This window comes from Pseudomonas sp. PGPPP1 (genome assembly GCF_002255865.1).
Taxonomy (GTDB): Bacteria; Pseudomonadota; Gammaproteobacteria; order Pseudomonadales; family Pseudomonadaceae; genus Aquipseudomonas; species Aquipseudomonas cremoris.
This window is the reverse complement of sequence record NZ_NKIG01000010.1, coordinates 150,365-176,896: the sequence shown is the minus strand read 5'-3', so window position 1 is coordinate 176,896 and position 26,532 is coordinate 150,365. Positions and strand designations below refer to the sequence as shown.

Annotated in this window: 18 protein-coding genes and 1 other RNA gene; 12 read left to right on the top strand and 7 right to left on the bottom strand. The window is 60.4% G+C overall.

What is annotated here, in order from left to right:
- Together rlmKL and CFE47_RS14060 are read left to right on the top strand one after the other, a co-directional pair.
- The coding region (rlmKL, locus tag CFE47_RS14065) for a bifunctional 23S rRNA (guanine(2069)-N(7))-methyltransferase RlmK/23S rRNA (guanine(2445)-N(2))-methyltransferase RlmL (RefSeq protein WP_286837839.1) at positions 1–2,249 on the top strand (2,249 nt) is incomplete at its 5' end.
- Positions 2,250–2,390: 141 nt separating this feature from the next.
- The gene (locus tag CFE47_RS14060) at positions 2,391–4,793 is read left to right on the top strand and encodes a sensor domain-containing diguanylate cyclase (RefSeq protein ID WP_286837837.1); all 2,403 of its coding nucleotides are present in this window, start codon (positions 2,391–2,393) and stop codon (positions 4,791–4,793) included.
- Positions 4,794–4,916: 123 nt separating this feature from the next.
- On the opposite strand, the gene dacB is transcribed toward CFE47_RS14060, so the two are convergent.
- Entirely contained in the window at positions 4,917–6,377 is a 1,461-nt protein-coding gene (dacB, locus tag CFE47_RS14055; protein WP_286837835.1) for a D-alanyl-D-alanine carboxypeptidase/D-alanyl-D-alanine endopeptidase, read from the bottom strand.
- A 236-nt stretch (positions 6,378–6,613) separates the two neighbouring features.
- Here dacB and CFE47_RS14050 point away from each other — a divergent pair, with 236 nt between their 5' ends.
- Positions 6,614–6,958 carry a YggL family protein gene (locus CFE47_RS14050; RefSeq protein ID WP_003193255.1) on the top strand — a complete coding sequence of 115 codons (345 nt, stop codon included), beginning with the start codon at positions 6,614–6,616 and terminating at the stop codon, positions 6,956–6,958.
- Positions 6,959–6,995: 37 nt separating this feature from the next.
- Here the strand turns inward: CFE47_RS14050 and CFE47_RS14045 are convergent, their stop codons facing one another.
- The gene (locus tag CFE47_RS14045) at positions 6,996–8,186 is read right to left on the bottom strand and encodes a benzoate/H(+) symporter BenE family transporter (protein WP_185703425.1); all 1,191 of its coding nucleotides are present in this window, start codon (positions 8,184–8,186) and stop codon (positions 6,996–6,998) included.
- A gap of 214 nt (positions 8,187–8,400) precedes the next feature.
- Between CFE47_RS14045 and CFE47_RS14040 the strand changes: the two genes are divergently transcribed.
- Positions 8,401–9,165 (top strand): GntR family transcriptional regulator, encoded by a 765-nt coding sequence (locus tag CFE47_RS14040; RefSeq protein WP_135288557.1) that lies wholly within the window; start codon positions 8,401–8,403, stop codon positions 9,163–9,165.
- A gap of 159 nt (positions 9,166–9,324) precedes the next feature.
- Here the strand turns inward: CFE47_RS14040 and guaD are convergent, their stop codons facing one another.
- From guaD to xdhA, 4 genes are all read right to left on the bottom strand, one after another.
- The gene (gene guaD, locus CFE47_RS14035) at positions 9,325–10,629 is read right to left on the bottom strand and encodes a guanine deaminase (RefSeq protein ID WP_286837831.1); all 1,305 of its coding nucleotides are present in this window, start codon (positions 10,627–10,629) and stop codon (positions 9,325–9,327) included.
- A 12-nt stretch (positions 10,630–10,641) separates the two neighbouring features.
- Complete coding sequence (gene xdhC / locus CFE47_RS14030; RefSeq protein ID WP_286837830.1) at positions 10,642–11,481, bottom strand: xanthine dehydrogenase accessory protein XdhC; 840 nt, start codon at positions 11,479–11,481, stop codon at positions 10,642–10,644.
- 117 nt (positions 11,482–11,598) lie between these two features.
- Positions 11,599–13,998: a xanthine dehydrogenase molybdopterin binding subunit gene (gene xdhB / locus CFE47_RS14025; protein ID WP_286837828.1), complete on the bottom strand. Its 2,400-nt coding sequence runs from the start codon at positions 13,996–13,998 to the stop codon at positions 11,599–11,601.
- Positions 13,991–15,439, bottom strand: a complete 1,449-nt coding sequence (gene xdhA / locus CFE47_RS14020) for a xanthine dehydrogenase small subunit (protein ID WP_185703432.1) — start codon at positions 15,437–15,439, stop codon at positions 13,991–13,993. The genes xdhB and xdhA overlap by 8 nt, the downstream gene beginning before the upstream one ends.
- A 101-nt stretch (positions 15,440–15,540) precedes the next feature.
- Between xdhA and CFE47_RS14015 the strand changes: the two genes are divergently transcribed.
- The 7 genes from CFE47_RS14015 (at position 15,541) to ffs (ending at position 25,097) form a co-directional block, all read left to right on the top strand.
- The gene (locus CFE47_RS14015) at positions 15,541–15,723 is read left to right on the top strand and encodes a hypothetical protein (protein ID WP_178924569.1); all 183 of its coding nucleotides are present in this window, start codon (positions 15,541–15,543) and stop codon (positions 15,721–15,723) included.
- Positions 15,720–16,379, top strand: coding sequence for a GntR family transcriptional regulator (locus tag CFE47_RS14010; protein WP_185703434.1), 660 nt, complete (start codon positions 15,720–15,722; stop codon positions 16,377–16,379). The genes CFE47_RS14015 and CFE47_RS14010 overlap by 4 nt, the downstream gene beginning before the upstream one ends.
- A 2-nt stretch (positions 16,380–16,381) precedes the next feature.
- Positions 16,382–19,870, top strand: coding sequence for a chromosome segregation protein SMC (gene smc, locus CFE47_RS14005; protein ID WP_286837823.1), 3,489 nt, complete (start codon positions 16,382–16,384; stop codon positions 19,868–19,870).
- 259 nt (positions 19,871–20,129) lie between these two features.
- A complete protein-coding gene (gene zipA / locus CFE47_RS14000; RefSeq protein WP_286837821.1) occupies positions 20,130–20,993 on the top strand; it encodes a cell division protein ZipA in 864 nt (287 codons plus the stop codon).
- A gap of 87 nt (positions 20,994–21,080) precedes the next feature.
- Positions 21,081–23,438, top strand: a complete 2,358-nt coding sequence (gene ligA, locus CFE47_RS13995; RefSeq protein WP_286837820.1) for an NAD-dependent DNA ligase LigA — start codon at positions 21,081–21,083, stop codon at positions 23,436–23,438.
- 85 nt (positions 23,439–23,523) lie between these two features.
- The gene (locus CFE47_RS13990) at positions 23,524–24,690 is read left to right on the top strand and encodes a zinc-binding metallopeptidase family protein (protein WP_286837819.1); all 1,167 of its coding nucleotides are present in this window, start codon (positions 23,524–23,526) and stop codon (positions 24,688–24,690) included.
- Positions 24,691–25,000: 310 nt separating this feature from the next.
- Positions 25,001–25,097, top strand: an RNA gene (gene ffs, locus CFE47_RS13985) — signal recognition particle sRNA small type.
- 110 nt (positions 25,098–25,207) lie between these two features.
- Here ffs and CFE47_RS13980 read toward each other — a convergent pair.
- Complete coding sequence (locus tag CFE47_RS13980; RefSeq protein ID WP_286837817.1) at positions 25,208–25,768, bottom strand: HI_0983 family protein; 561 nt, start codon at positions 25,766–25,768, stop codon at positions 25,208–25,210.
- Positions 25,769–25,944: 176 nt separating this feature from the next.
- On the opposite strand from CFE47_RS13980, the gene CFE47_RS13975 reads away from it, so the two are divergent.
- Positions 25,945–26,532: a hypothetical protein gene (locus CFE47_RS13975; RefSeq protein ID WP_286837815.1), complete on the top strand. Its 588-nt coding sequence runs from the start codon at positions 25,945–25,947 to the stop codon at positions 26,530–26,532.

Below are 26,532 nucleotides of genomic sequence, written 5' to 3'. Positions count from 1 at the left end.
AACTCTTCCTCACTTGCCCCAAGGGCCTCGAAGGCCTGCTGATCGAGGAAGCCGTCGGGCTTGGCCTTGAGGAAGCCCGCGAGCACACCTCGGCCGTGCGCGGCATGGCCGACATGGAAACCGCCTACCGTCTGTGCCTTTGGTCACGCCTGGCCAACCGCGTGCTGCTGGTGCTCAAGCGCTTCCCGATGAAGGACGCCGAAGACCTCTACCACGGCGTGCTGGATATCGAATGGGCCGACCACATGGTCCCCGATGGCACCCTGGCGGTGGAGTTCAGTGGGCATGGCTCAGGCATCGATAACACCCACTTCGGCGCGCTGAAGGTCAAGGATGCGATTGTCGACAAGCTGCGCACCCCGACCGGCGAACGCCCGTCCATCGACAAGATCAACCCGGACCTGCGCATTCACCTGCGGTTGGACCGTGGCGAAGCGATCCTGTCCCTCGATCTGTCCGGCCACAGCCTGCACCAGCGCGGCTACCGCCTGCAGCAGGGTGCCGCACCCTTGAAGGAAAACCTGGCCGCAGCGATCTTGATTCGCGCTGGCTGGCCACGCATTGCTGCCGAAGGCGGCGCGCTGACCGACCCGATGTGCGGCGTAGGTACCTTCCTGGTGGAAGGCGCGATGATCGCCGCCGACATGGCGCCCAACCTGAATCGCGAACTGTGGGGCTTTACCACGTGGCTGGGCCACGTCCCGGCGCTGTGGAAAAAACTCCACGCAGAAGCGGCTGAGCGCGCCACCATCGGCATGAACAAGCCGCCGTTGTGGGTGCGCGGCTATGAAGCTGACCCGCGTTTGATCCAGCCCGCGCGCAACAACATCGAGCGCGCCGGCCTGAGTCACTGGATCAAGGTGTACCAGGGCGAGGTCGGTACGTTCGAGCCGCGTCCGGATCAGAACCAGAAAGGCCTGGTCATCTGCAACCCGCCGTACGGCGAGCGGCTGGGTGACGAAGCCAGCCTGTTGTACCTCTACCAGAACCTCGGCGAGCGTCTGCGCCAAGCGTGCATGGGTTGGGAAGCGGCGGTGTTTACCGGTGCGCCAGACCTGGGCAAGCGCATGGGCATCCGCAGCCACAAGCAATACTCGTTCTGGAACGGCGCCTTGCCGTGCAAGTTGCTGTTGATCAAGGTCAACCCGGACCAGTTCGTCACCGGCGAGCGTCGTACACCGGAGCAACGCCAGGCTGAACGTGAGCAAGCCGCTTATGACCAAGCCCCGGCCGAACCGCAAGAGCGCCAGTACAACAAGAACGGCAACCCAATCAAGCCAGCCCCGGCTCCGGTAGTCGAGCAGCCGCGCCTGAGCGAAGGCGGGCAGATGTTTGCCAACCGCCTGCAAAAGAACCTCAAGTTACTGGGCAAGTGGGCCAAGCGCGAAGGCGTGGATTGCTACCGCGTGTACGACGCCGATATGCCGGAATACTCCATGGCCATCGACCTGTACCACGACTGGGTGCACGTGCAGGAATACGCTGCGCCGAAGTCCATCGACCCGGAAAAAGCCTCTGCGCGCATGTTCGATGCCCTGGCTGCCATTCCCCAGGCGCTGAACATCGACAAGAGCCGCGTGGTGGTCAAGCGTCGCGAGCGCCAGAGCGGCACCAAGCAGTACGAGCGTCAAAGCGCCCAGGGCAAGTTTACCGAGGTCAGCGAAGGCGGCGTGAAGCTGCTGGTAAACCTCACCGACTACCTGGACACCGGCCTGTTCCTCGACCACCGCCCGATGCGCATGCGCATCCAGAAAGAAGCGGCCGGCAAGCGTTTCCTCAACCTGTATTGCTACACCGCCACGGCGAGTGTGCACGCAGCCAAGGGCGGCGCGCGCAGCACCACCAGCGTCGACCTGTCCAAGACTTACCTGGACTGGGCCCGTCGCAACTTCTCCCTCAACGGTTTCTCCGACAAGAACCGTCTGGAGCAGGGTGATGTGATGGCGTGGCTGGAGGCGAGCCGCGATGAGTTCGACCTGATCTTCATCGACCCGCCGACGTTCTCCAACTCCAAGCGCATGGAAGGCATTTTCGACGTGCAGCGTGATCACGTGCAATTGCTCGACCTGGCGATGGCGCGTCTGGCGCCAGGTGGCGTGCTGTATTTCTCGAATAACTTCCGCAAGTTCCAGCTGGAAGACAATCTCAGCGAACGCTATGCGGTCGAGGAGATCAGCGACAAGACTATCGACCCGGACTTTGCGCGTAATGCCAAGATCCACAGGGCCTGGAAAATCACCGCGCGCTGATTGCCGTACACAAGAAGCCGCAAGCCGGGACTAATCCGGGCTTGCGGCTTTTTTGCGCTGGTCAAACACCAGGCTGATGGCTATAACTTAAGGCCTAGCCAAAGTGACACCCCCCGCACGCTGGCGTTGTGAGTGTTGCCTATGCCGTTACAAGCTGTTCGCCCAAAGATCCTAGGCTTTATCAGTGAGCAGGCGTCGGCTTGGCTGGTGGCATTGGTGGTGGTGTTGGCAGGGTGTGCGCTGACGGTCATCATCGCCTGGGCGGCTTTTGACCTGTATGAGCAACAGGTGCGCCAGCGCTTCCAGTTGCTGGTCAACGAGCGCTATTCCCGCCTGCAGGAGCGCTTTGAGGACCAGGAACAACGCCTGAACAGCCTGCGCCGGTTTTTCGTCAACTCGGACGACGTGTCCCGCGAAGAGTTCGACGGTTTCGCCCAACCGTTGTTATTGCGGACCCGCGCCTATTCCTGGGCGCCGCGAGTGTTTCGCAACCAGCGCAATCAATTCGAGCGCGAAGTCTCCCGGCAGCTCGGCAGGCCCTTTGTTATCCGCGAGCTGAATTCGGCCGGTGAGCTGGCGCCTGCGCCCGAGCGTGATGAATATGTACCGGTGCTGTACAGCCAGACCCAGAGCTTGCTGGGTTCTCCCCTAGGCTTTGATCTGTTGGCCCAGCCGCTGCGACGCGCCACCCTGGAGCGTGCGCAAAAGAGCGGCAAGCTGGCGGTGTCTCAACCGATGCAACTGGTTGGTGTGGAACCTGCCTACGCCACTGGCGTGTTGTTGGTGGCGCCGGTCAGCAACCTGCCCACTGCTGAGCAATTGCGTAATGAGCCCTATGGTTATGTGATGGCCGTGATCAGCATGCGCCAACTGGTGGCCGATGGGTTGCCCAAGCCAGACCGGGATAACCTGGTGGTGCAGATTGTCGACACCTCCGACACACAAGCACGAGTGCTCTACGAATCCAGTAACGCGCTGGGCGAGAGCGACCTGATTGCCGCACGTCGCCTGACCCTGGGGGATCACGTCTACACCCTGAGTTTGCGCCCGAGTCAGGTGTTCGACCTGGCCAACCACTCCTCCCTGAGCACCATCCTGGCCATGGGTGGGCTGCTTAGCGTACTGCTGAGCGCCTTGCTTTACATGCTCGTCAGCCAACGCCAGCGCGCCTTGAAACTGGTGGAACAGCGCACCGCCCAGTTACGTCTGCGCGAGCAGGAGTTGCGTGGGGCCCATGGTCAACTGCGCAGTGTTCTGAACGCCGCCACCCAGGTCGCGATCATTGCCACGGATCTGCGCGGTGTCATCAACACATTCAACGCTGGCGCGGAAAACATGCTCGGGTTCAAGGCCGCGCAGGTGGTGGGTAGGCTGACCCTCGAAAGCCTGCATTTGGCGCCGGAGCTGGAAGCACGCTCTGCCAGCCTGAGTGTGGCGCTAGGCAAGCGCATTCCGGCGAGCCAGGCGATGCTGGTGGAAAGCCCGGACAACCTGCACGAAGCCCGCGAATGGAGTTTAAGCCGCCAGGACGGCAGCCAATTGACCGTCAATATGCTCGCCACCGTGTTGCTGGATGATCATGGTCTGTGGATCGGCCACCTGGCGATTTACCTCGATATTACCGAACAAAAGCGCGCCTATGAGGCGTTGGCCGCGCGGGACCGATTGCTGAAGAAACTCAGTGCCCACGTGCCAGGTGGGATCTTCCAGTTCACCGTCGAACCTCAGGACGACTGGCGCTTTATCTACGCCAGCGACGGCATGCGGGACATTTATGAGATCGACCCAGGGGTGTTGCAACAGGACGCAAAAAAGGTCTTCGAGCGCATCCACCCACTGGATGCTGAGCGGGTGCGCGCGTCTATTCGTTTGTCGGCGTTGCAGTTGAGCCACTGGCGCGAAGAGTATCGGGTGTTGTTGCCACAGCGTGGCTTGCGTTGGATTCGCGGCGAGGCCACCCCGGAAGAATTACCTGGAGGCGGTACGTTGTGGCACGGCTACGTGTCGGATATTTCCGATTTAAAACGGGTGGAAGAAGAGCTGCGCGCACTGTCCATCACCGACTCCCTCACCGGTATCCACAACCGGCGTTATTTCCAGGACCGTCTCAAGGCCGAAATGGTGAGGCTCAACCGCAGCTCGGGAGCCTTGTCACTGATCATGCTGGATATCGACCATTTCAAACGCATCAACGATCAATATGGGCATGGGGTAGGCGATGGGGTGTTGCAGGAGTTGTGCAAACGTATCGGTCAACGCGTGCGCCGCACCGATGTGTTCTGCCGCCTGGGAGGTGAAGAGTTCGTGGTGTTGTGCCCCAATACCGACGGCGAACAGGCGTACAGCCTGGCGATGGAGTTGTGGCAGTCGTTGCGCAACGCACCCATGACGCCGGTGGGTATCGTCACCGCCAGCTTTGGCGTGGCCAGCTGGCGCATCGATGAGGGCATTGATGGCCTGTTGCTGCGCGCCGACTCGGCGGTATACGTGGCCAAGCAGGCCGGCCGTGACCGCGTAGAGTCCGAACGAGTACAGGCCCTGTAGTGAGCGGGCTTGCCCGCGCTGGGTGGCGAAGCCGCCCTAACAGGGGCGCCGCAGTATTTCAGTAAAACCGAGGTCCCTGGGTTTAGGGCGGCTTCGCCCCCCAGCGCGGGGCAAGCCCGCTCACTACAAAACGGGGGCTGCGGCGGCTACTTTTGGTTGGCGATACAGGTCCAGCAGCACCTGGTCCAGCACCGATGAAGCGCCCCATGGCTTCGGATCGTTGAGAATCGCGACCACTGCCCAGGTATTGCCGTTGTTGTCGCGACTGAACCCGGCGATGGCCCGCACGGTGTTCAAGGTGCCGGTCTTGACGTGGGCTTCACCGCGCATGGCGGTGGTTTTCAGGCGTTTGCGCATCGTGCCGTCGGTGCCGGCGATCGGCAGCGAGCTGATGTATTCGGCTGCATAGGGGCTTTTCCAGGCGGCTTGCAGCATAGCGGCCATTTCGCGGGCGCTGACCCGTTCGGCACGGGACAGGCCGGAGCCGTTTTCCATCACCAGGTGCGGCGCGGTGATGCCTTTCTTCGCCAGCCACTGGCGTACCACGCGTTGCGCGGCCTTGGCGTCGTCGCCGTCGGCATCGTTACGGAACTGTGCGCCCAGGCTCAGGAACAGCTGTTGGGCCATGGTGTTGTTACTGTATTTGTTGATGTCGCGGATAATTTCCGCCAGGTCCGGCGAGAACGCCCGAGCCAGTACCTTGGCATCCTTGGGCACCGGCGCCTGGATATCGCGGCCCTGAATGGTGCCGCCCAGCTCCTGCCAGATCGCGCGTACGGCGCCGGCGGTGTAGGTCGCATGGTCCAGCAGAGACAGATACGTCTGCGAACTGCAGCCATCGGCCAACTGGCCACTGACCGTCACGGTGACGCTGCCATCGGCGGCGGTGACCGGGTTGTAGCGCACGTCACCGGTGCACTGCTTGGCGTTGGAAACCTTGACCTGGTTGTCGATACGGATGCTGGCAATCGGCGGCTCTACCGACACCAGTACGCGGCCAGCGTCGTTGCGGGTCACGAAGCGCAGCGCCTTGAGGTTGACCAGCAGGGCATCGGGCTTGACCAGGAACGGCTTGTTCTCGTCGTTGCCGTCGTCATTGAATTCCGGCAGTTGCGGCGGGTTGAAGAAGCCGCGGTCCAGCACCAGGTCGCCGGTGACTTGTTGTACGCCATTGGCGCGCAGGTCGCGCATCAACAGCCAGAGTTTTTCCATGTTCAGCTTGGGGTCGCCGCCGCCCTTGAGGTACAGGTTGCCATGCAACACGCCGCCACTGAGAGTGCCGTCGGTGTAGAACTCGGTTTTCCACTGGTGATTGGGGCCGAGCATTTCCAGGGCCGCGTAGGTGGTGACCAGCTTCATGGTGGACGCTGGGTTCACCGACACATCCGCGTTGAAGACGGTGGGAGTGCCCGGCCCGTTCAGGGGAATCATCACCAGGGACAGTGCGGTGTTTTGCAGTTTGGCTTTTGAAAGCGCCTGCTGGACATTCGGTGGCAGGCTGTTGTTGACGGGGGCAGCGGTAGCGGAAAAGGCCAGTGGCAGAATAAGACCGGCGAGTAGTGCTGAACGCAAAGATTTGATCATAGGTGATAAGACCCTACTGCTGAGGAGGGTGAAAAAGGTGAGGGGTATGTAAGAAAATCCCTCATTAGTCATGAAAGTGTCGGCATTATGCCCCAAGGTAGGGCCACTTGTAGCTGAACGATAGCTGGTATTCGGGGTTTTTTTACAGGCAAAGCGCCGCCTGTCCCAGAGAGTCGGGCAATTGCCTCCTTAAACTGCTAAAGTGCCGCCCGTTATTACTTAAGAGGATTGTTCCAATGGCGACTAACCGTTCCCAGCGTCTGCGCAAAAAACTGTGCGTTGATGAATTTCAAGAGCTGGGTTTCGAACTGAACCTGGACTTCAACGAAGGCCTGAGTGAAGAAGCTATCGACGCTTTCCTCGAAGCATTCATCAAAGAAGCCATGGAAGCCAACGGTCTGGGCTATGTTGGCGGCGACGACTACGGTCTGGTTTGCCTGCAGAAGCGCGGCTCGGTATCCGAAGAGCAACGTGCTGCTGTTGAAGCCTGGCTGAAAACCCGTTCCGAGCTGACCAAGGCTGAAGTCAGCCCGCTGCTGGACGTGTGGTATCCGGAAAAGCCGATCAACGCGGCTAAGTGATACTGAAAAAAACGGCGACCTGAGGGTCGCCGTTTTTTTATGCCTTGCGCCAGTTCAGAATCAGCAGCGTCAACACCCCCGCCACAATCCCCCAGAACGCCGACCCAATGGAAAACAGCGTCAAGCCAGACGCGGTAACCATAAAGGTGATCAGCGCCGCTTCCCGCTCCTTCGGTTCATTCATGGCGATGCTCAAACCATTGATGATCGAGCCAAACAACGCCAACGCCGCAATCGACAGCACCAACTCCTTGGGCAAGGCGGCGAACAGTGCTGCCAAGGTTGCGCCGAACACGCCGGCAATCCCGTAGAACACCCCGCACCACACGGCGGCCGTGTAGCGCTTGTTGCGGTCTTCATGGGCGTGGGGCCCGGTGCAGATCGCCGCACTGATCGCTGCCAGGTTGATGCCATGGGAGCCGAACGGCGACAGCACCAGGGACGCCAGGCCCGTGGCGGTAATCAGTGGCGAGGCCGGTACGTTGTAGCCATCGGCACGTAAAACAGCGACTCCCGGCATGTTCTGCGACGTCATGGCCACCACGAACAGCGGGATGCCGATGCTGATGGTTGCTGCCAGGGAGAAGTGCGGTGTGGTCCACACCGGTGTTGCTACCTCCAGGTGAAAACCGCTGAAATCCAGCAAGCCCATCACCCCGGACAATGCCGTGCCAATCACCAACGCGGCCAGTACCGCATAACGTGGCGACAGGCGCTTGATGACCAAGTAGGTGAAAAACATCCCCAGCACCAGGCCTGTACGGTGTTGGGCGGCGACAAAGATCTCGCTGCCGATCTTGAACAGAATCCCCGCCAGCAGCGCCGCTGCCAATGACGCTGGGATACGCTTGACCAGTTTTTCGAAGCTGCCGGTCAGCCCGCAGAGCGTTACCAACACTGCGCAGGTGATGTAGGCGCCGATGGCTTCGCCGTAACTCACGCCGCCCAGGCTGGTGATCAGCAGGGCCGCACCGGGGGTGGACCAGGCAATCGTGATCGGCGTGCGATACCGCAGGGACAAGCCAATGCTGCACACCGCCATGCCGATGGAAATCGCCCAGATCCACGAGGAAATTTGCGCCGTGGTCAAGCCGGCGGCTTGGCCGGCCTGGAACATCAGCACCAGGGAACTGGTATAGCCGGTCATCATGGCGATAAAACCGGCGACGACAGCCGACGGTGAAGAGTCGGCCAGCGGGCGCAGTGGCGCTTGAGTGGCGTCGGTCATGGAGCGGTGTTCCTTCTACCGATGAAAAATCGAATTCAAGCCTAAACTCAAACGTAACTACTCATTGCAATACAGCCGGGGCCACAAACAGCCGTACAGTGTGTTGGCGCATTCGGTTGTGTACAATGTGCCCTGTTTTTAGGTGATACTTGCCAGCGACCCGCTGTTGCCGTATTACCGTTAATTCGCCGCCGTTCTCCAAACCCGAGTGCCCATGAACGAACAGTTGCAACCTCTCAAGAAAACACCGCGAGCCGGCAAGGCCGGTCGCAGCGGAACCCAGGACGATATCGTCTACGCGCATATCTTCGAAGCGATCCTCGAACAACGCCTGGCACCCGGTACCAAATTGAGTGAAGAGGCACTGGGCGAAATCTTTGGCGTCAGCCGCACCATCATTCGCCGCGCACTTTCGCGCCTGGCCCATGAAGGCGTGGTGTTGTTGCGGCCCAATCGCGGCGCAGTGGTTGCCAGCCCGAGTGTCGAGGAAGCCCGCCAGGTCTTCATGGCGCGGCGTCTGGTGGAGCGGGCGATCACCGAATTGGCGGTGCAGCACGCCACCGCCGAGCAACTGGCCGAATTGCGCCAGATGGTTAATGACGAGCGCGACAGCTTTTCCCGTGGCGACCGAGGTGCCGGCATTCGGCTTTCCGGCGAATTCCACCTCAAGCTGGCGGAAGCTGCGAAGAACGCACCGCTGATCAGCTTCCAGCGCAGCCTGGTGTCGCAGACCTCGTTGATCATCGCCCAGTACGAAAGCGGCAACCGCTCGCACTGCTCGTACGATGAACACACCCAGTTGATCGATGCGATCGAAGCGCGCGACGCGGTGTTGGCAGTGGATCTGATGATGCATCACATGGATCACATCGACAGCAAGCTCAACCTCGATGAGGAAAGCGCGTCGGATGATTTGCATGCGGTGTTTTCGCATTTGCTGCAAACCAAGAAGCCGGGGCGTTCCTCGATCAAGCTGTAAGCCTGATCAAAAAAATGTGGGAGCTGGCTTCTGTGGGAGCTGGCTTGCCTGCGATGAGATCACCTGGGTCTGTCTGAAAGACCGAGGTGTCTGCATCGCGGGCAAGCCCGGCTCCCACAAAAAGCCCGCTCCCACATTGGTTTTATGGTGTGGCTGAAGTCAGCGCTGGTGCACCAGGTTGCCCGCCGCGTAGGTCTGCAACACCGTCCGATCATCCCCCAGCGTCATCAACACAAACAACGTCTCGGCAATGTTATTGGCCTGCTTCAAGCGATAGCTCAGCAGTGGCGTAGCGTTGTAATCCAATACCAAGAAGTCCGCATCCGTCCCTGGCTGCAACGTGCCGATCTTGTCTTCCAGGCGCAGCGCCCGGGCGCCGCCCAGTGTTGCCAGGTACAACGACTTGAACGGACTCAAGCGCGCGCCCTGCAACTGCATGACCTTGTAGGCTTCGTTCAGGGTTTGCAGCAGCGAGAAACTGGTACCGCCACCCACGTCGGTGCCCAGGCCTACATTCAATTTGTGCTTTTCTGCCATCGGCAGGTTGAACAAGCCACTGCCGAGGAAGAAGTTTGACGTCGGGCAGAACGCCACCGCCGAACCCGTTTCCGCCAGCCGTGCGCACTCGTCATCACACAGGTGCACGCCATGGGCAAACACCGAGCGTTCGCCCAGCAGCTTGTAGTGGTCGTATACATCCAGGTAGCCGTTGCGCTCCGGGAACAATTGCTTCACCCACTCGATTTCCTGCTTGTTCTCGCTGATGTGGGTCTGCATGTACAGGTCTGGGTATTCCCCCAGCAATTGCCCGGCCAACGTTAATTGTTCCGGTGTGCTGGTCGGCGCAAAACGTGGCGTGACGGCGTAGTGCAGGCGGCCTTTGCCGTGCCAGCGTTCGATCAGCACCTTGCTTTCCTGGTAGCCGGTTTCGGCGGTGTCGGTCAGGTAGTCCGGCGCGTTGCGGTCCATCATCACCTTGCCGGCGATCATGCGCAGGTCGAGCTTCTCGGCCGCTTCAAAGAACGAATTAACTGACTGTGGATGCACGCTGCCAAACACCAGCGCGGTGGTGGTGCCATTGCGCAGCAGTTCCTTGATGAAGATGTCCGCGACTTCCTCGGCGTGAGCCTTGTCGGCGAACTGGCTTTCGCACGGGAAGGTGTAGGTGTTGAGCCAATCCAGCAACTGCTCGCCGTAGGCACCGACCATGCCGGTCTGCGGCAGGTGGATATGGGTGTCGATCAAGCCGGGGGTGATCAGTGCGTCCTGGTAGTGGGTGATTTCAATATCGGCCGGCAGGGTCGGCAGCAAATCACCGGCATGGCCGACGGCACTGATCTTGCCGTTCTCGATCACCAGCAGGCCGTCTTCGAAATACTCATAGGAGGCTTCGATACCCACTTCGGCAGGGTCGGCGATGCTGTGCAACAGGGCGGCACGGTAGGCTTTGCGAGTCAAAGGCATGGTCGTCTCAATTCAAATGGCTTGGCTGCGACGCGAGGCCGGCAGCAGTTTGGCAATGGGTTCGGCGCTGGCGGTGTGCCGGCCGAAATTGGCGTTATAGGTGGCGATGATTTCGCCGGCGATGGAAATAGCGATCTCCACCGGCAATTTGCCCTTCACCTCGGTGAGGCCCATGGGGCAGTGCATGCGTTGCAGCTGTGCGGCGTCGAAGCCGCGGTCACGCAGGCGGTGTTCAAATTTGACGCGTTTGGTCTGCGAGCCGATCAGGCCGAAGTAGGTAAAGTCGTTGCGCTTGAGCAGGGCGGCGGTGAGTTCCAAATCCAGTGCGTGATTGTGGGTCATGACGATGCAGTAACTGCCCACCGGCAGGTCGGCAATTTCGTCCACCGGCTCTTCGCTGACGATTTTACGCACGCCTTCGGGGATATGTTCCGGAAACTCCTGCTCACGGGAGTCGATCCAGCGCACCCGGCACGGCAGGCTCGCCAGCAGCGGCACCAGTGCGCGGCCCACGTGGCCTGCGCCGAACACCGCGATCTGCGCTTGTATCTGGCCCATCGGTTCGAACAGCAACACGGTCACGCCGCCGCAACACTGGCCCAGGCTCGCGCCCAGGCTGAAACGCTCCAGATGGGTGTTCTGCTGGCCACGCACAAGCATGTCACGGGCGATCTGCATCGCCTTGTATTCCAGGTGCCCGCCACCGATGGTGTCGAAGGTCTGGGCGGCGCTGATGACCATCTTGGAGCCGGCGTTGCGCGGGGTGGAGCCGAGCTCTTCGATGATGGTCACGAGCACGCAGGGTTCGCCGCTGTTTTGCAGATTCGCGAGGGCGCTGATCCAATAATTCATAGTCACCTCTTGTGGTGTCTTTGAGACCGCTATCGCAGGCAAGCCAGCTCCCACATTTGACAGTGTTCACAGATCAAAATGTGGGAGCTGGCTTGCCTGCGATGGCAGCACCTCGGTCTAAAGCGAAGCCAACTCGGTTTCAGTTTCCACAGGCGAAGACGCAGTCAACTGCCGCATCTGCTCACACCCCCACAACACCCGCTCCGGCGTCGCCGGCGCATCGATCTTCGGCTGATGGCGATAGTCACCCAGGCTCGCCACTGCATCCTTGATCGCACACCACGAGGCGATCCCGAGCATGAACGGCGGCTCACCCACGGCCTTGGAATGGAACACCGTGTCTTCAGGGTTCTTGCGGTTTTCCACCAGCTTCACCCGCAGGTCCAGCGGCATGTCTGCAACGGCGGGGATCTTGTAGCTGGCCGGGCCGTTGGTCATCAGCTTGCCCTTGTTGTTCCACACCAGCTCTTCCATGGTCAGCCAGCCCATGCCCTGGATGAACCCGCCTTCTACCTGGCCAATGTCGATGGCCGGGTTCAGCGAGGCGCCCACGTCATGGAGGATGTCGGTGCGCAGCATCTTGTATTCACCGGTCAGCGTATCGACGATCACTTCGCAGCACGCCGCGCCGAACGCGAAATAGTAGAACGGCCGACCGCGTGCCTGGCTGCGGTCGTAGAAGATTTTCGGGGTCTTGTAGAACCCGGTGCTCGACAGCGACACCTGGGCGAAATACGCCTGCTGGATCAGCGCCTCGAACGTCAGGATCTGGTCGCGCACGCGTACATGACCGTTGTGGAACTCCACATCCGCTTCACTCACGTCGTACTTGCGCGCGGCAAATTCCACCAGGCGCTGCTTGATGGTTTCGGCGGCGTTCTGCGCGGCCTTGCCGTTCAGGTCGGCACCGCTGGAGGCGGCGGTCGGCGAGGTGTTGGGCACCTTGTCGGTGTTGGTGGCGGTGATCTGCACACGGTCGATTTCAACCTGGAACACTTCGGCCACCACTTGCGCAACCTTGGTGTTCAGCCCCTGGCCCATCTCGGTACCGCCGTGGTTCAGGTGGATGCTGCCATCGGTGTAGATATGGATCAGCGCGCCCGCCTGGTTGAGAAAGCTCGCGGTAAACGAAATACCGAATTTCACCGGGGTCAGCGCCAGGCCTTTTTTCAGGATCGGGCTGTGGGCGTTGTACAGGCGAATCGCTTCACGGCGCTCAGCGTATTGGCTGCTGGCCTCAAGCTCGGCGGTCATTTCTTCGAGCATGTTGTGCTCGACAGTCTGGTAGTAGTGGGTGACGTTGCGTTCGGTCTTGCCGTAGTAGTTGACCTTGCGCACCGCCAGCGGATCCAGCGCCAGATGGCGAGCGATGGCGTCCATCACTTCCTCGATGGCGACCATGCCTTGCGGGCCGCCGAAGCCGCGATAGGCAGTGTTGGACGCGGTGTTGGTCTTGCAGCGATGGCCGTTGACCGTGGCGTCGCCCAGGTAATACGAGTTGTCGGAGTGGAACATCGCACGGTCGACAATCGAGTTCGACAAGTCCGGTGAACAGCCGCAGTTGCCGGCCAGGTCCAGGTTGATGCCGTGCAGGCGGCCGGTGTCGTCAAAGCCCACGTCATATTCGATATAGAAGGGGTGGCGCTTGCCGGTCATCAGCATGTCTTCCACACGCGGCAGGCGCATCTTGGTCGGCTGGCCGGTAAGGCGCGCGACCACGGCGCACAAACACGCGGGGCTGGCAGCCTGGGTTTCCTTGCCGCCGAAACCACCGCCCATGCGGCGCATGTCGACGACGATTTTATTCATCGACACGTCCAGCACTTCGGCCACCAGTTTCTGCACTTCGGTGGGGTTTTGCGTGGAGCAATAGACGATCATGCCGCCGTCTTCGGTGGGCATCACCGAGGAGATCTGGGTTTCCAGGTAGAAGTGTTCCTGGCCGCCGATGTGCAGGGTGCCCTGGATGCGGTTTTTCGCGCTCGCCAGTGCGCTTGCCGAATCACCGCGCTGGTGGGTGTGGCTGTCCAGCACAAAGTGTTTTTTGCGAAACGCCTCGACCACATCCAGCACCGGTTCCAGATCTTCGTATTCGATCACGGCTGCCATCGCGGCTTTGCGCGCGGTTTCCAAGTCACGCGCCGCGACGGCGAGTACCACCTGGCCGACGAACTGCACCGTGTCGATGGCCAACAACGGGTCGCCAGGCATCAGCGGGCCGATGTCTTTCAGGCCCGGCACGTCTTCGTGGGTGATGACGATGCGCACGCCGTCAATGGCGTAGCACGGCGCTGTATCGATGCTGATGATGCGGGCGTGGGCACGGTCGGACATGCGCGCATACAGGTGCAATTGGTTGGGGAATTCCAGGCGGTCATCGATGTATTGCGCTTCGCCGGAAACATGCTTGGCGGCGCTGTCATGCTTGACGCTGCGGCCCACACCGGAGGTGAGGTCCTGGGCGAACAGTTCGGCGAGTTCGGCTTGGGTTTTAACGACGGCGTGATGGTTAGACATAAGCGGTCACCCGAGTCTCGATGTGCGGCGTTTGCAGTTCGATGAAGTATTTGCGCAGCAGGTTCTGTGCGCTGAGCAGGCGGTATTCCTTGCTGGCGCGGAAGTCCGACAGCGGGGTGAAATCCTCGGCCAGGGCGGCGCAGGCCTTCTCGACGGTGGCGGCGTTCCAAGTGGCACCGGTCAACACGGCCTCGCAGTGTTGGGCGCGTTTTGGCGTGGCGGCCATGCCGCCGAAGGCGACGCGGGCCTCGCGGATGACACCGTTGTCGATCTTCAGGTTGAAAGCGGCACAAACCGCAGAAATATCATCGTCCAGGCGCTTGGAAACCTTGTAGGCCCGAAACAGCGTGTGGCCCTTGGGCACGATGATTTTCTCGATGAATTCGCTGTCTTGACGCGCGGTGACGCGGTAGTCGATGAAGTAGTCCTCCAGCGCGAGGGTGCGCCGGGTTTCGCCCTTGCACAGCACGATCTGCGCGCCGAGGGCGATCAGCAGTGGCGGCGAGTCGCCGATGGGCGAAGCGTTGCCGATATTGCCGCCCAGGGTGCCTTGGTTGCGGATCTGCAAGGAGGCGAAACGGTGCAGCAGGTCGCCGAAGTCAGGGTATTGGTGGTGCAGCGCGCTGTAGCAGTCGGAGAGGGCGGTGGCAGCGCCGATTTCCAGGCGGTCGTCGAAGTCGTCGATGCGCTTCATCTCGGCGATGTTGCCCACGTAGATCATCACCGGCAGCGTACGGTGAAACTGGGTGACCTCCAGCGCCAGGTCGGTGCCACCGGCCAGCAGGCGCGCTTGGGGGTAGGCGTCGTAGAGGTCGGCCAGGTCGGCGACGGTGAGCGGCACCAGGCAACGTTTGTCGCCGCTGTTGAGTTCGCCGGTCTGGGTGGGCGCGATGGCTTTGAGGCGCGCGATGGTCTCGGCCTGGCGGCTGTCGAATTGGTCTTGTGGTTTGTTGCAGCAAGCCTGTTCGGCAGCGGCAAGGATCGGGCGATAACCGGTGCAACGGCAGAGATTGCCGGCCAGGGCTTCATGGGCTTTTTGGCTGTCGGGGGCATCGCTGTTCTTTTGCAGGGCAAACAACGACATCACAAAACCCGGGGTGCAAAAGCCGCATTGCGAGCCGTGGCATTCCACCATGGCCTGTTGCACGCTGTGCAGTTGGCCCTGGTGCTTGAGGTCTTCTACGCTGATCAACTGCTTGCCGTGCAGGGACGAGACAAAGGTCAGGCACGAATTGAGGCTGCGATAACGAATTTGCTCGATGCCTTGAGCATCGGCGTGCAGTTCGCCGACCACCACGGTACATGCACCGCAATCGCCACTGGCGCAGCCTTCCTTGGTACCGGATTTGCCCAAGTGCTCACGCAAATAGTTGAGCACGGTCAGGTTGGGGTCCAGGGCGTGCTCGCTACGGAGTTCCTGGTTAAGTAAAAACTGGATCACGGAAGGCCTCGCAGACTCATTATTGTTGTTAACCGCTTTGCGCCGAATCTAGTCATGTCTGACTTTTCGGTCAACGATTTTCTGACCAGAAGGTCAAGAAAATGCAGTCGCAACACTTTCAATTATGGTCCAGTCTTCTGGAACCGGCGTTTTCAGGGGCTTTTGGCTTTTCAACGTTGCTTATTTCATGCCAAATTCGCCACGGCGGGCGTAGCGCCATCAGCGGGCCAATGCGCTACACTGCCGCGCTTGTACCGATAGAAGATTTTGAAGGGAAAACATGACGTTCAAGGCGCCGGACAGTCTCGCCGAGCAAATTGCTCACCACCTCGCCGAACGTATCATTCGCGGCGATCTCAAGCCTGGGGAGCGAATCCAGGAGCAAAAGGTCACGCTGGCGCTCAATGTCAGCCGTGGTTCCGTGCGCGAAGCCTTGTTGATCCTCGAACGCCGCCACCTGATCGCGATCCTGCCGCGCCGAGGCGCCCACGTCACCGAACTCACCGCGCACAAGGTGCAGAGCCTGTGCACGCTGATGGGCGAGTTGTACATTCTGTTGGGCAATGCCGTTGCCGAAGGCTGGCAGACCCAGGCCGACATGGCGCCATTCCTGCAGATCCAGCAGCGCTTGATCGTCAGCTTCGAGCGCCAGGATATCCGCGCCTTCGTCGAAGAAAGCTTCAACGTGATGCGCGCCGCGTACCCCTTCGCCAACAACCCGTATCTACAGGAAACCGTCGAAAACCTGCAGCCGGCGATGAACCGCGCCTACTACCTGGCCCTGGACCAGCGCAAAGCGTCCATGAGCGAATACCTGGTGCTGTTCGAGCAACTGCTCGCCGCCGTACTCGCCCGTGACCTGGCGCAGATCCGCCAAGTGCTGTCCGCCTACGGCCAGCGCAGTTGCTCACTGGTCATCGCAGCCTTGGCGGACGCCTAAGCGTGCGGCTCAAGTGCATCAAACTGGCGGGGTTCAAATCCTTCGTCGACCCGACCACGGTGAACTTCCCCAGTAACATGGCGGCGGTGGTCGGGCCCAATGGTTGCGGCAAGTCGAACATCATCGACGCCGTCCGCTGGGTGATGGGCGAGAGCTCGGCAAAAAACCTGCGTGGCGAGTCGATGACCGACGTCATCTTCAACGGCTCCACCAGCCGTAAGCCCGTGAGCCAGGCCAGCATCGAACTGGTGTTCGACAACTCCGACGGCACGTTGATTGGCGAGTACGCGGCCTACGCGGAAATCTCCATCCGCCGCAAAGTGACCCGCGACAGCCAGAACAGCTACTTCCTCAACGGCACCAAGTGTCGCCGTCGAGACATCACCGATATTTTCCTCGGCACCGGCTTGGGCCCGCGCAGCTACTCGATCATCGAACAGGGCATGATCTCCAAGCTGATCGAAGCCAAGCCCGAAGACCTGCGCAACTTTATCGAAGAAGCGGCCGGCATCTCCAAGTACAAGGAGCGCCGCCGCGAGACCGAAAACCGCATTCGTCGCACCCACGAAAACCTCGCCCGCCTCACCGACCTGCGCGAAGAGCTGGAGCGCCAGTTGGAGCGCCTGCACCGCCAGGCCCAGGCTGCCGAGAAGTATCAGGAATACAAGGGCGAGGAGCGCCAGCTCAAGGCGCAACTGTCGGCCCTGCGTTGGCAGGCGTTGAATGACCAGGTTGGCCAGCGCGAAGCGATCATCGGCACCCAGGAAATCAGTTTTGAAGCGCTGGTGGCCGAGCAGCGCAACGCCGACGCCAGCATCGAGCGCTTGCGTGACGGTCACCATGACCTGTCCGAACGCTTCAATTTGGTGCAAGGCCGTTTCTATTCGGTGGGCGGCGATATTGCCCGGGTGGAGCAGAGCATCCAGCACGGCCAGCAGCGCCTGCGCCAGTTGCAGGACGATTTGAAGGAGGCCGAGCGCGCGCGACTGGAGACGGAGTCGCACCTGGGCCACGATCGTACCTTGCTGCTGACCCTTGGGGAGGAGTTGGACATGCTCACCCCCGAGCAGGAAGTCACCAGCGCTGCCGCCGAAGAAGCCGCCGCCGCCCTGGAAGAATCCGAAGCCACCATGCATGGCTGGCAGGAGCAGTGGGACACGTTCAACCTGCAATCCGCCGAGCCGCGCCGCCAGGCCGAGGTGCAGCAGTCGCGCATCCAGCAACTGGAAACCAGCATGGAGCGCCTGGCCGAGCGCCAGCGTCGCATGCAGGAGGAACGTGCGCTGCTGTCCGCCGACCCGGAAGACGCAGCGATCATGGAACTGAGCGAGCAACTGGCCGAAAGCGAAATGACGCTGGAAGAGCTGGAAGCCAGTGAAGAACAACAAGTGGAGCGCCTTGAGCAATTGCGTCAGCAACTGCAACAGGCGACCCAGGCGCAGCAACAGGCCCAGGGCGATTTGCAGCGGTTGAACGGGCGCTTGGCGTCCCTCGAAGCCTTGCAGCAAGCGGCCTTGGACCCAGGCACCGGCACCGCCGAATGGTTGCGTGATCAACACCTGGCTGAACGCCCGCGATTGGCCGAAGGCTTGAAAGTGCAAGCCGGTTGGGAACTGGCGGTGGAAACCGTGCTGGGCGCCGACCTGCAAGCCGTGCTGGTGGATGATTTTGGCGGCTTCGACCTGGCCGGTTTTGCCCAGGGTGATTTGCGTTTGCTCAGCCCCGCGGCCGATGGCGCGCGCGTGCCGGGCAGCCTGCTGGACAAGGTTGAGGCAGCCATTGATCTGTCGCCATGGCTGGGCCAGGTCAAACCAGTGGATTCCCTGGAACAGGCGCTGGCCCAACGCGGCCAACTGGGCGCCGGTGAAAGCCTGATCAGCCGTGATGGCTACTGGGTGGGTCGCCACTTCCTGCGGGTGCGCCGTGCCAGTGAAGCGGAAAGCGGCGTTCTGGCCCGAGGCCAGGAAATCGTCAACCTGATCGCCGAACGCGAAGAGCGCGAAGCCACTCTGGAAAGCCTGGAAACCCAACTGCAAACCCTGCGCGCCACCCAGCGTCAGCAAGAGACTGGCCGCGAACACCTGCGCCGTCTGTTGCAGGACGAAGCGCGCCAGCAAGGCGAACTCAAGGCCCAGCTCTCTGCGAGCAAAGCCAAGGCTGAACAACTGACCCTGCGCCGCACTCGCCTAGACGAAGAAGTTGCCGAGATGGGCGAGCAGCGGGCCCTGGAGCACGAACAGATCGGCGAAGCGCGCCTGCACTTGCAGGAAGCCCTCGACAGCATGGCGCTGGACACCGAGCAACGTGAATTGCTGCTGGCCCAGCGCGACAGCCTGCGCGAACGCCTCGACCGCGTGCGTCAGGAGGCGCGGCAGCACAAGGATCATGCTCATCAGTTGGCGGTGCGGTTGGGCTCGCTCAAAGCCCAGCACGCGTCCACGGCCCAGGCCCTTGAGCGTCTGGAGATGCAATCCGAACGCCTGACCGAAAAGCGTGAGCAACTGAGCCTTAACCTGGAAGAGGGCGAAGCGCCGCTCGAAGAGTTGCGCCTCAAGCTCGAAGAACTGCTCGACAAGCGCATGACGGTCGACGAAGAACTCAAGACCGCGCAGATCGCGCTTGAAGACGCCGACCGCGAACTGCGCGATGCAGAAAAACGCCGGACCCAGGCCGAGCAGCAATCCCAACTGATCCGCGGCCAACTCGAACAACAGCGCATGGAATGGCAAGCCCTGACCGTGCGCCGCAAGACCTTGCAGGATCAGTTGCTGGAAGACGGCTATGACTTGCATGGCGTACTTAATACGTTGACCGCCCAGGCCAACGAGAAAGACGCCGAAGAAGAACTTGAGCGCATTGCTGCACGTATCCAACGCCTTGGCGCGATCAACCTCGCCGCCATCGACGAATACCAACAGCAGTCCGAACGTAAGCGTTATCTGGATGCCCAGGATGCCGACTTGGTCGAAGCCCTGGACACGTTGGAAAACGTGATCCGCAAGATCGACAAGGAAACCCGTAATCGCTTCAAAGATACCTTTGATCAGATTAATAGCGGTTTACAGGCGTTATTCCCAAAAGTTTTCGGTGGTGGCAGCGCTTACTTGGAACTGACAGGCGAAGATCTACTCGATACAGGGGTAACGATCATGGCGCGGCCTCCGGGCAAGAAGAACAGCACCATCCATTTGTTGTCCGGTGGCGAAAAAGCCCTGACCGCTTTGGCCCTGGTATTTGCCATCTTCAAGTTGAACCCGGCGCCGTTCTGCATGCTCGATGAAGTTGACGCACCGCTGGATGACGCTAACGTTGGACGGTACGCACGACTGGTGAAAGAGATGTCCCAGACGGTGCAGTTCATCTATATCACCCACAATAAGATCGCCATGGAAATGGCCGATCAACTGATGGGTGTGACGATGCACGAACCTGGCTGTTCGCGTTTGGTGGCCGTGGATGTGGAAGAAGCGATGGCGATGGTGGAATCCTGACCCGCGCTTTGAAAGAGAATTTTCGGCAGGATGTAAGGTCTTTTACGAGGCTGGCAAAGATGGCTAAAGGACATAATTGTCCAAGGCATTTTGACAGACGGTGTAAAGTTATCTTTGGTCGTGCTAGTTTAATGTCAATTTTTCGTATGCGTGGGCAAAACGTCAGTCAGAACATAGAGTTGGCGCCACGTTTTAAAGCGGTTTGCACGGTGCTAAACCCCTTATTTTTCAGCATTTTTTATTAGAGGCACGGGATTACATGGAAATCGGTCTGCGCGAGTGGCTGATCGTCATCGGCATTATTGTCATTGCCGGTATTCTTTTTGATGGCTGGCGCCGGATGCGCGGTGGCAAGGGCAAGCTCAAATTCCGTCTGGACCGCAACCTGTCCAACTTGCCTGACGACGACGGCAGCGCCGAGCTGCTGGGGCCGCCCCGTGTGCTGGATACCCATAAAGAACCGCAATTGGACGAGCACGACTTGCCGTCGATGAGCGCGCCGGTGCGTGAAGCCCGCGAGCCGTCTTCCAAGCGTGGCAAGCGCAACAGCGCACCGGTTGCCGAGCCGCACCAGGGTGACCTGAACTTGGACGTCGATGAAGGCCCGAGTTTCAGCAGCCGTGACGATGATTTCCCGGATGAAAATGTTGGCAAGACCGCACCGCGCCAATCGGTTGCCGATCAGCCGGCTGCCGAAGAAGTCTTGGTGATCAGCGTGATCTGCCGCGACGCCGCTGGTTTCAAAGGCCCAGCCCTGTTGCAGAACATCCTCGAAAGCGGCCTGCGTTTTGGCGAAATGGATATCTTCCACCGCCACGAAAGCATGGCCGGCAACGGCGAAGTGCTGTTCTCGATGGCCAACGCGGTCAAGCCGGGCACCTTCGATCTGGACGATATCGACCTGTTCAGCACGCCAGCCGTGAGCTTCTTCCTCGGCCTGCCAGGCCCGCGTCACCCGAAACAAGCGTTCGACGTGATGGTGGCCGCAGCCCGCAAGCTGTCCCAGGAACTGAACGGCGAGCTCAAGGACGACCAACGCAGCGTCCTCACCGCCCAGACCATCGAGCACTACCGTCAGCGCATCGTCGAGTTTGAGCGTCGCGCCCTGACACAGAAACGCTGAGGTTCGATCTTAAGCGTTGTCTGTAGAATCCGTGCACTAACATATTGAGCAGCTTCGGCTGCTCTTTTGCTTTATGAGAGAACACCCATGACCGCCGCCCACACCCGCATCCTCGAACTGCGCGCTGAACTGGATCAGCACAACTACCGTTACCACGTACTCGACGAGCCGAGCATCCCGGACGCCGAGTACGATCGGTTGTTCCACGAGCTCAAGGCCCTGGAAGCCGAGCACCCGGACCTGGTGACGCGCGATTCACCGACGCAGCGTGTGGGCAGTGCGGCATTGTCGGCGTTCACCCAGGTGAAGCATGAGATCCCGATGCTCAGCCTCGGTAACGCGTTCGATGAAACCACCATGCTGGAGTTTGATCGCCGGGTGACCGAAGGCCTCGACCTTCCGACGGGCGATCTGTTTGGCGGTGGCGCGGCGGTGGAATACAGCTGCGAACCCAAACTGGATGGCCTGGCGGTCAGCCTGTTGTATCAGGACGGCGAATTGGTGCGCGGTGCCACCCGTGGCGACGGCACCACGGGTGAAGACATCAGCGTCAACGTGCGCACAGTGCGCAATATCCCGCTCAAGCTGCACGGCAGTGGCTGGCCGGCGACCTTGGAAGTGCGCGGTGAAGTGTTCATGTCCAAGGCCGGATTCGAACGCCTCAACGCCTCGCAGCTGGAAGTCGGCGGCAAAACCTTCGCCAACCCACGCAACGCCGCCGCCGGCAGCCTGCGCCAGTTGGACTCGAAGATCACCGCCAGTCGCCCGCTGGAATTCTGCTGCTACGGCGTGACCACCGACATCAGCGACACGCATATCGGCAACCTGCAACAGCTACAGAAGTGGGGCATGCCCATCAGCCACGAGCTGAAATTGGCTAAAGGTATCGAGGATTGCCTGGAGTACTACCGCGACATCGGCGAGCGCCGTAACAGCCTGCCCTATGAAATCGACGGCGTGGTGTTCAAGGTCAACAGCATTGCTTACCAGCGTGAACTGGGTTTCCGCGCCCGTGAGCCACGTTGGGCGATTGCGCATAAATTCCCGGCGCTGGAAGAGCTGACCGAACTGCTGGATGTGGAATTCCAGGTCGGCCGTACTGGCGCCGTCACCCCGGTGGCGCGTCTCAAGCCGGTCAAGGTTGCGGGTGTGACGGTGTCCAACGCAACCCTGCACAACATGGACGAGGTCGCGCGTCTGGGCGTCATGATCGGCGACACCGTGATCATCCGTCGCGCCGGTGATGTGATCCCGCAAGTCGTCTCCGTGGTGCTCGAACGCCGCCCGGAAAACGCCCGCCCGGTGCCGATCCCCGAAAGCTGCCCGGTGTGCGGCTCCCATGTGGAGCGTACCCAACTGGTCAAGCGCAGCAAGGGCAAGGAAACCGTCAGCGAAGGCGCGGTGTACCGCTGCGTCGGGCGCCTGGCCTGTGGTGCGCAGCTCAAGCAGGCGATCATCCACTTCGTTTCGCGACGCGCCATGGACATCGACGGCCTGGGCGACAAGACCATCGAGCAACTGGTGGATGAGAAACTCATCGGCTCGCCGGCCGATCTCTACAAGCTCAAGTACGAGCAGATCATCGACCTGGAAGGCTTCGCCGATATCTCCAGCAAGAAGCTGATCACCGCCATCGAAAACAGCAAGACGCCGACCCTGGCGCGTTTTATTTACGCCCTGGGCATCCCCGACGTCGGCGAGGAGACCGCCAAGGTGCTGGCGCGCTCCCTGGCATCCCTGGAGCGCGTGCAAAAGGCCTTGCCGGAAGTGCTGACGTACTTGCCGGACGTGGGCCTGGAAGTGGCGCACGAGATTCACAGTTTCTTTGAAGACAGCCATAACCAGGACGTGATCGGTGCGTTGCTGTCGCCGGAGGAATGCGGCCTGCAACTGCAGGATCAGGGCGACCTGAGTGCCGAGTTTGCCTCCAGCACCACGCTCGGCGGCTTGCTGGACAAGCTGCACGTGCCGACCGTTGGCCCTGGCGCTGCGCAGAAGCTGGCGGACAAGTTCGGCAGCCTGGAAGGGGTGATCAAGGCCGATTGGCTGGATATGCGCCAGGCGCTGCCCGAGAAGCAGGCCAAGGCCGTGCGCGACTTCTTTGATAACGCCGACAACGCCAACCGTGCCCTGGCCATTGAGCAGCAGCTCAAGGACTTTGGCATGCATTGGGACAGCGAGAAGAAGGTGGTCGAAGGTTTGCCCGAAGCTGGCCACACCTGGGTACTCACCGGCTCGCTGGAACTGATGAGTCGCGACGTGGCCAAGGACAAGCTCGAAAGCCTGGGCGCCAAAGTGGCGGGCTCTGTTTCGGCGAAAACCCACTGCGTGGTGGCCGGGCCGGGCGCTGGTTCGAAACTGACCAAGGCCAGCGAACTGGGCTTGAAGGTGCTGGATGAAGAAGCCTTCGTCGCGTTCCTCGCCAAGCACAACATCACCGTCTGACCGCGAGAGATCGTTCCCACGCAGAGCGTGGGAACGATCTCTCGCGGGAAATGATCTAGTCTCTGTCACCCAGGGAGAGATCGCCATGTTCCGCTACTTCGAGCAGCTCAGTTCGCGCATCGCCGCACCGTTCGTGGCCGGCCCATCTCGCAACAGCAAGGTGTGGCAATGCCGCTGCGGCCAATCCCTGTTCTTTCGCAACAGCCAATGCCTGGCTTGCCAGGCGTTGCTGGGCTACCAACCCCAACAAAGCCGGCTGGCCTCCCTGCAGCCCGGCCCTGTCGAAGGCACCTGGCTGCAGGACGGCAACCTCGACGCCGGCGCCTTCCGCCGCTGCGCCAACCTTGACACCCCGGCGGCCTGCAACTGGTTGATTCCCGCCCACAGCACCGCACCCCTGTGTGTGGCTTGTAGCTTGAATCGCACCATCCCTGACCTGTCCGTCCCGGAAAACCCTGAGCGTTGGCGCAAGGTCGAGATCGCCAAGCGTCGTCTGGTGGCGCAACTGGTCAGTCTGGGTTTGCGAGTGGTCCCCAAAACCGTCGATGAGGATGCCGGCCTGGCTTTTGACTTCGTTGGCATCGACCTTGAAGGCAACGCCCCCATGACGGGCCACGCCAACGGCCTGATCACCCTCGATATCAAGGAGGCCGACGACGCCCACCGCGAAAAAGTCCGGGTGCAAATGCGCGAGCCTTATCGAACCTTGCTCGGGCATTTCCGGCATGAAGTCGGCCACTATTACTGGGATCGTCTGATCGCCAATACCCAGTGGCAGCAACCGTTTCGTAACCTGTTCGGCGACGAACGCGCCAGTTACGCCGATGCACTGGATCATCACTACCAGAACGGCCCGCGTCCCGACTGGCAACAAACCTGCGTCAGCGCCTATGCCACCATGCACCCCTGGGAAGACTGGGCAGAAACCTGGGCGCACTACCTGCACATGATGGACGCCGTCGACACCGCGCTCGGCTTCGGCATGAGCGCCCGCGAGATGGACCTGGATTACCAGCCGTTTCCCCTCACCACCCTCTACGACCCCGAACACCCTGGCGGCATGGCGTTCCTGTCATTCGTCAACGCGTGGATCGAGCTTGCCGGCATGCTCAATGAGCTGTCGCGCAGCATGGGCCAGCCGGATTTCTATCCCTTCGTGCTGCCACCGCCGGTGATCGCCAAGCTGCACTTCATCCACCTGGTGATCCAGGAAGAGGGCGGCCGGGCGGATGACGTGCTACAGGTTCAATAGCTGAGTCTGTAGTGAGCGGGCTTGCCCCGCGCTGGGGGGCGAAGCCGCCCTAAACCGGGCGTCGCCATGTTTCAGAAAGACCGAGGTGCCGGGATTTGGGGCGGCTTCGCCCCCCAGCGCGGGGCAAGCCCGCTCACTACAGGCCGAGTCGTCTGCATCCCGGCTCTACAGCGGGCGATGTACCTTCTGGGGAAACAGGCAAGTACTTGAGCCATCAGATATTTTTAATCCGCCACGAACGGTTGTAACTTCTGATTAGATCGGTACAATGGCCCCGCTTGCCGAGAGGCAGGCGTCGTTATGGTGACCCCATCGGTCCCCCCGCAACGATTACCCGTGAACCTGGTCAGAGCCGGAAGGCAGCAGCCACAGCGGGAACATTGTGTGCCGGGGTGTGGCTGGTGGGGTTGCCTCCATAACGCTCTTCCTGCAACACCCACCTAAATCCAAATTTTTTATATGCGCTTTGCTGGCAATCATTGCCTGCGAACAGCGTTGTGCTGTCCGTTCTACGGCCTTATGGCCGGTACTTCGGAAATGCCTCGATCAGCGGCACTATTTCCCGGCCTGTTTCCACGGCCTTTGCCTCGGGGTCACTCGGAACCGGAATATTCCTCGCGAAGTGGAAAATGATGGTCTGGCCGGTGCCGCTGTCTTTGTAATACTTGAAATAACTGATTTCAGAGAAGTGCCCGTCTTTACGCAGTGACTTGGGGTAGAAATGCATCGAATAGTCGATCCCCGTTTTATTGTCCGTCAGCAGAATCGCCGGGCTGTTCGGGTTTTCCTGCTGGTGCAACTGGATGGCGCGCTTGGCGAGGTCCAGAGGCGTGAAGCGGTTGAAGTCGCGAGAAACGACGGTGAAGTCCACCATTTCACTCCAGGCATCGACGCTTTCCTCAGCGGGGAAATACTCCCACAAGCCATCCTTCTGGAATTTCAGGACGAACGTCTTGCTGCCGAACACCACTGTCTTGGTTTCGGCAATCGAGGGGCGTGACATATCTGGGGTTGAAGAGGTGGTGCAGCCGGACAGCAGGGCCAGGAGCAACGAGATCAGTAGTAGAGGCGCTTTCATTTCAATCCTTGAATGGTTTCAGGTGCGTCATGCGTCCGTGACAGTAGCCCAGCTTGTGAATAAACGCTTCGTTTAAATTGAAAGGCCGAATTTTACAGGCGGGCTAATCCGTCGCCTGGCTGCGCCCAAGCCCTGACTCGCGTAGCATGCGCCTCCCGTAGACATGGAGGTCCCACATGCGTTTTTCGTCCCTCGTTTTACTCTCCGCACTGGTGCTAGGTTTGCACGGCTGCGTGATGATTCCCTATCAGAGCCCCGAAGACCGGGCCAAAATTGAACATGACCTGGGCGTTGCACCGGCCGATATCATCGGCATCACCGAAACCAACTGGTGCCCCTACACCTACGGGATTGCAGAGATCTGCCATGCCACCCAGGGGTTGGGTGTGTTGACCAAGCAAGGGTTCATTCTCAGCCTCTACCAGAACAAGACTTATATTCCGGTCAGGACCTTACGTGTCGAAGAGGTGATGTGCGCGAAAGTGACGGAGGGTCGTGACAAGCCGGAAATCTTCTACGTGTTCACCAAAGACGATGCCTTCATGCTGGCGCCCATCACGCCAGGCGGCCAGATGAATATGCCGATGAAGTTGAAGATCTTCGATTACCTGACGGGCAACCAGCAGAAGGTGTTCACCGGTGTCGAGGGCTCATTTGTGAAACTCACCGGTAATAAGGTTTTGCGCTACGTCACCACGCCTGGCTATAAGCCGGGGATGGCGAATACGGATGAGTTTGCAATCGTCAATCCGTGCCCGCAGTGA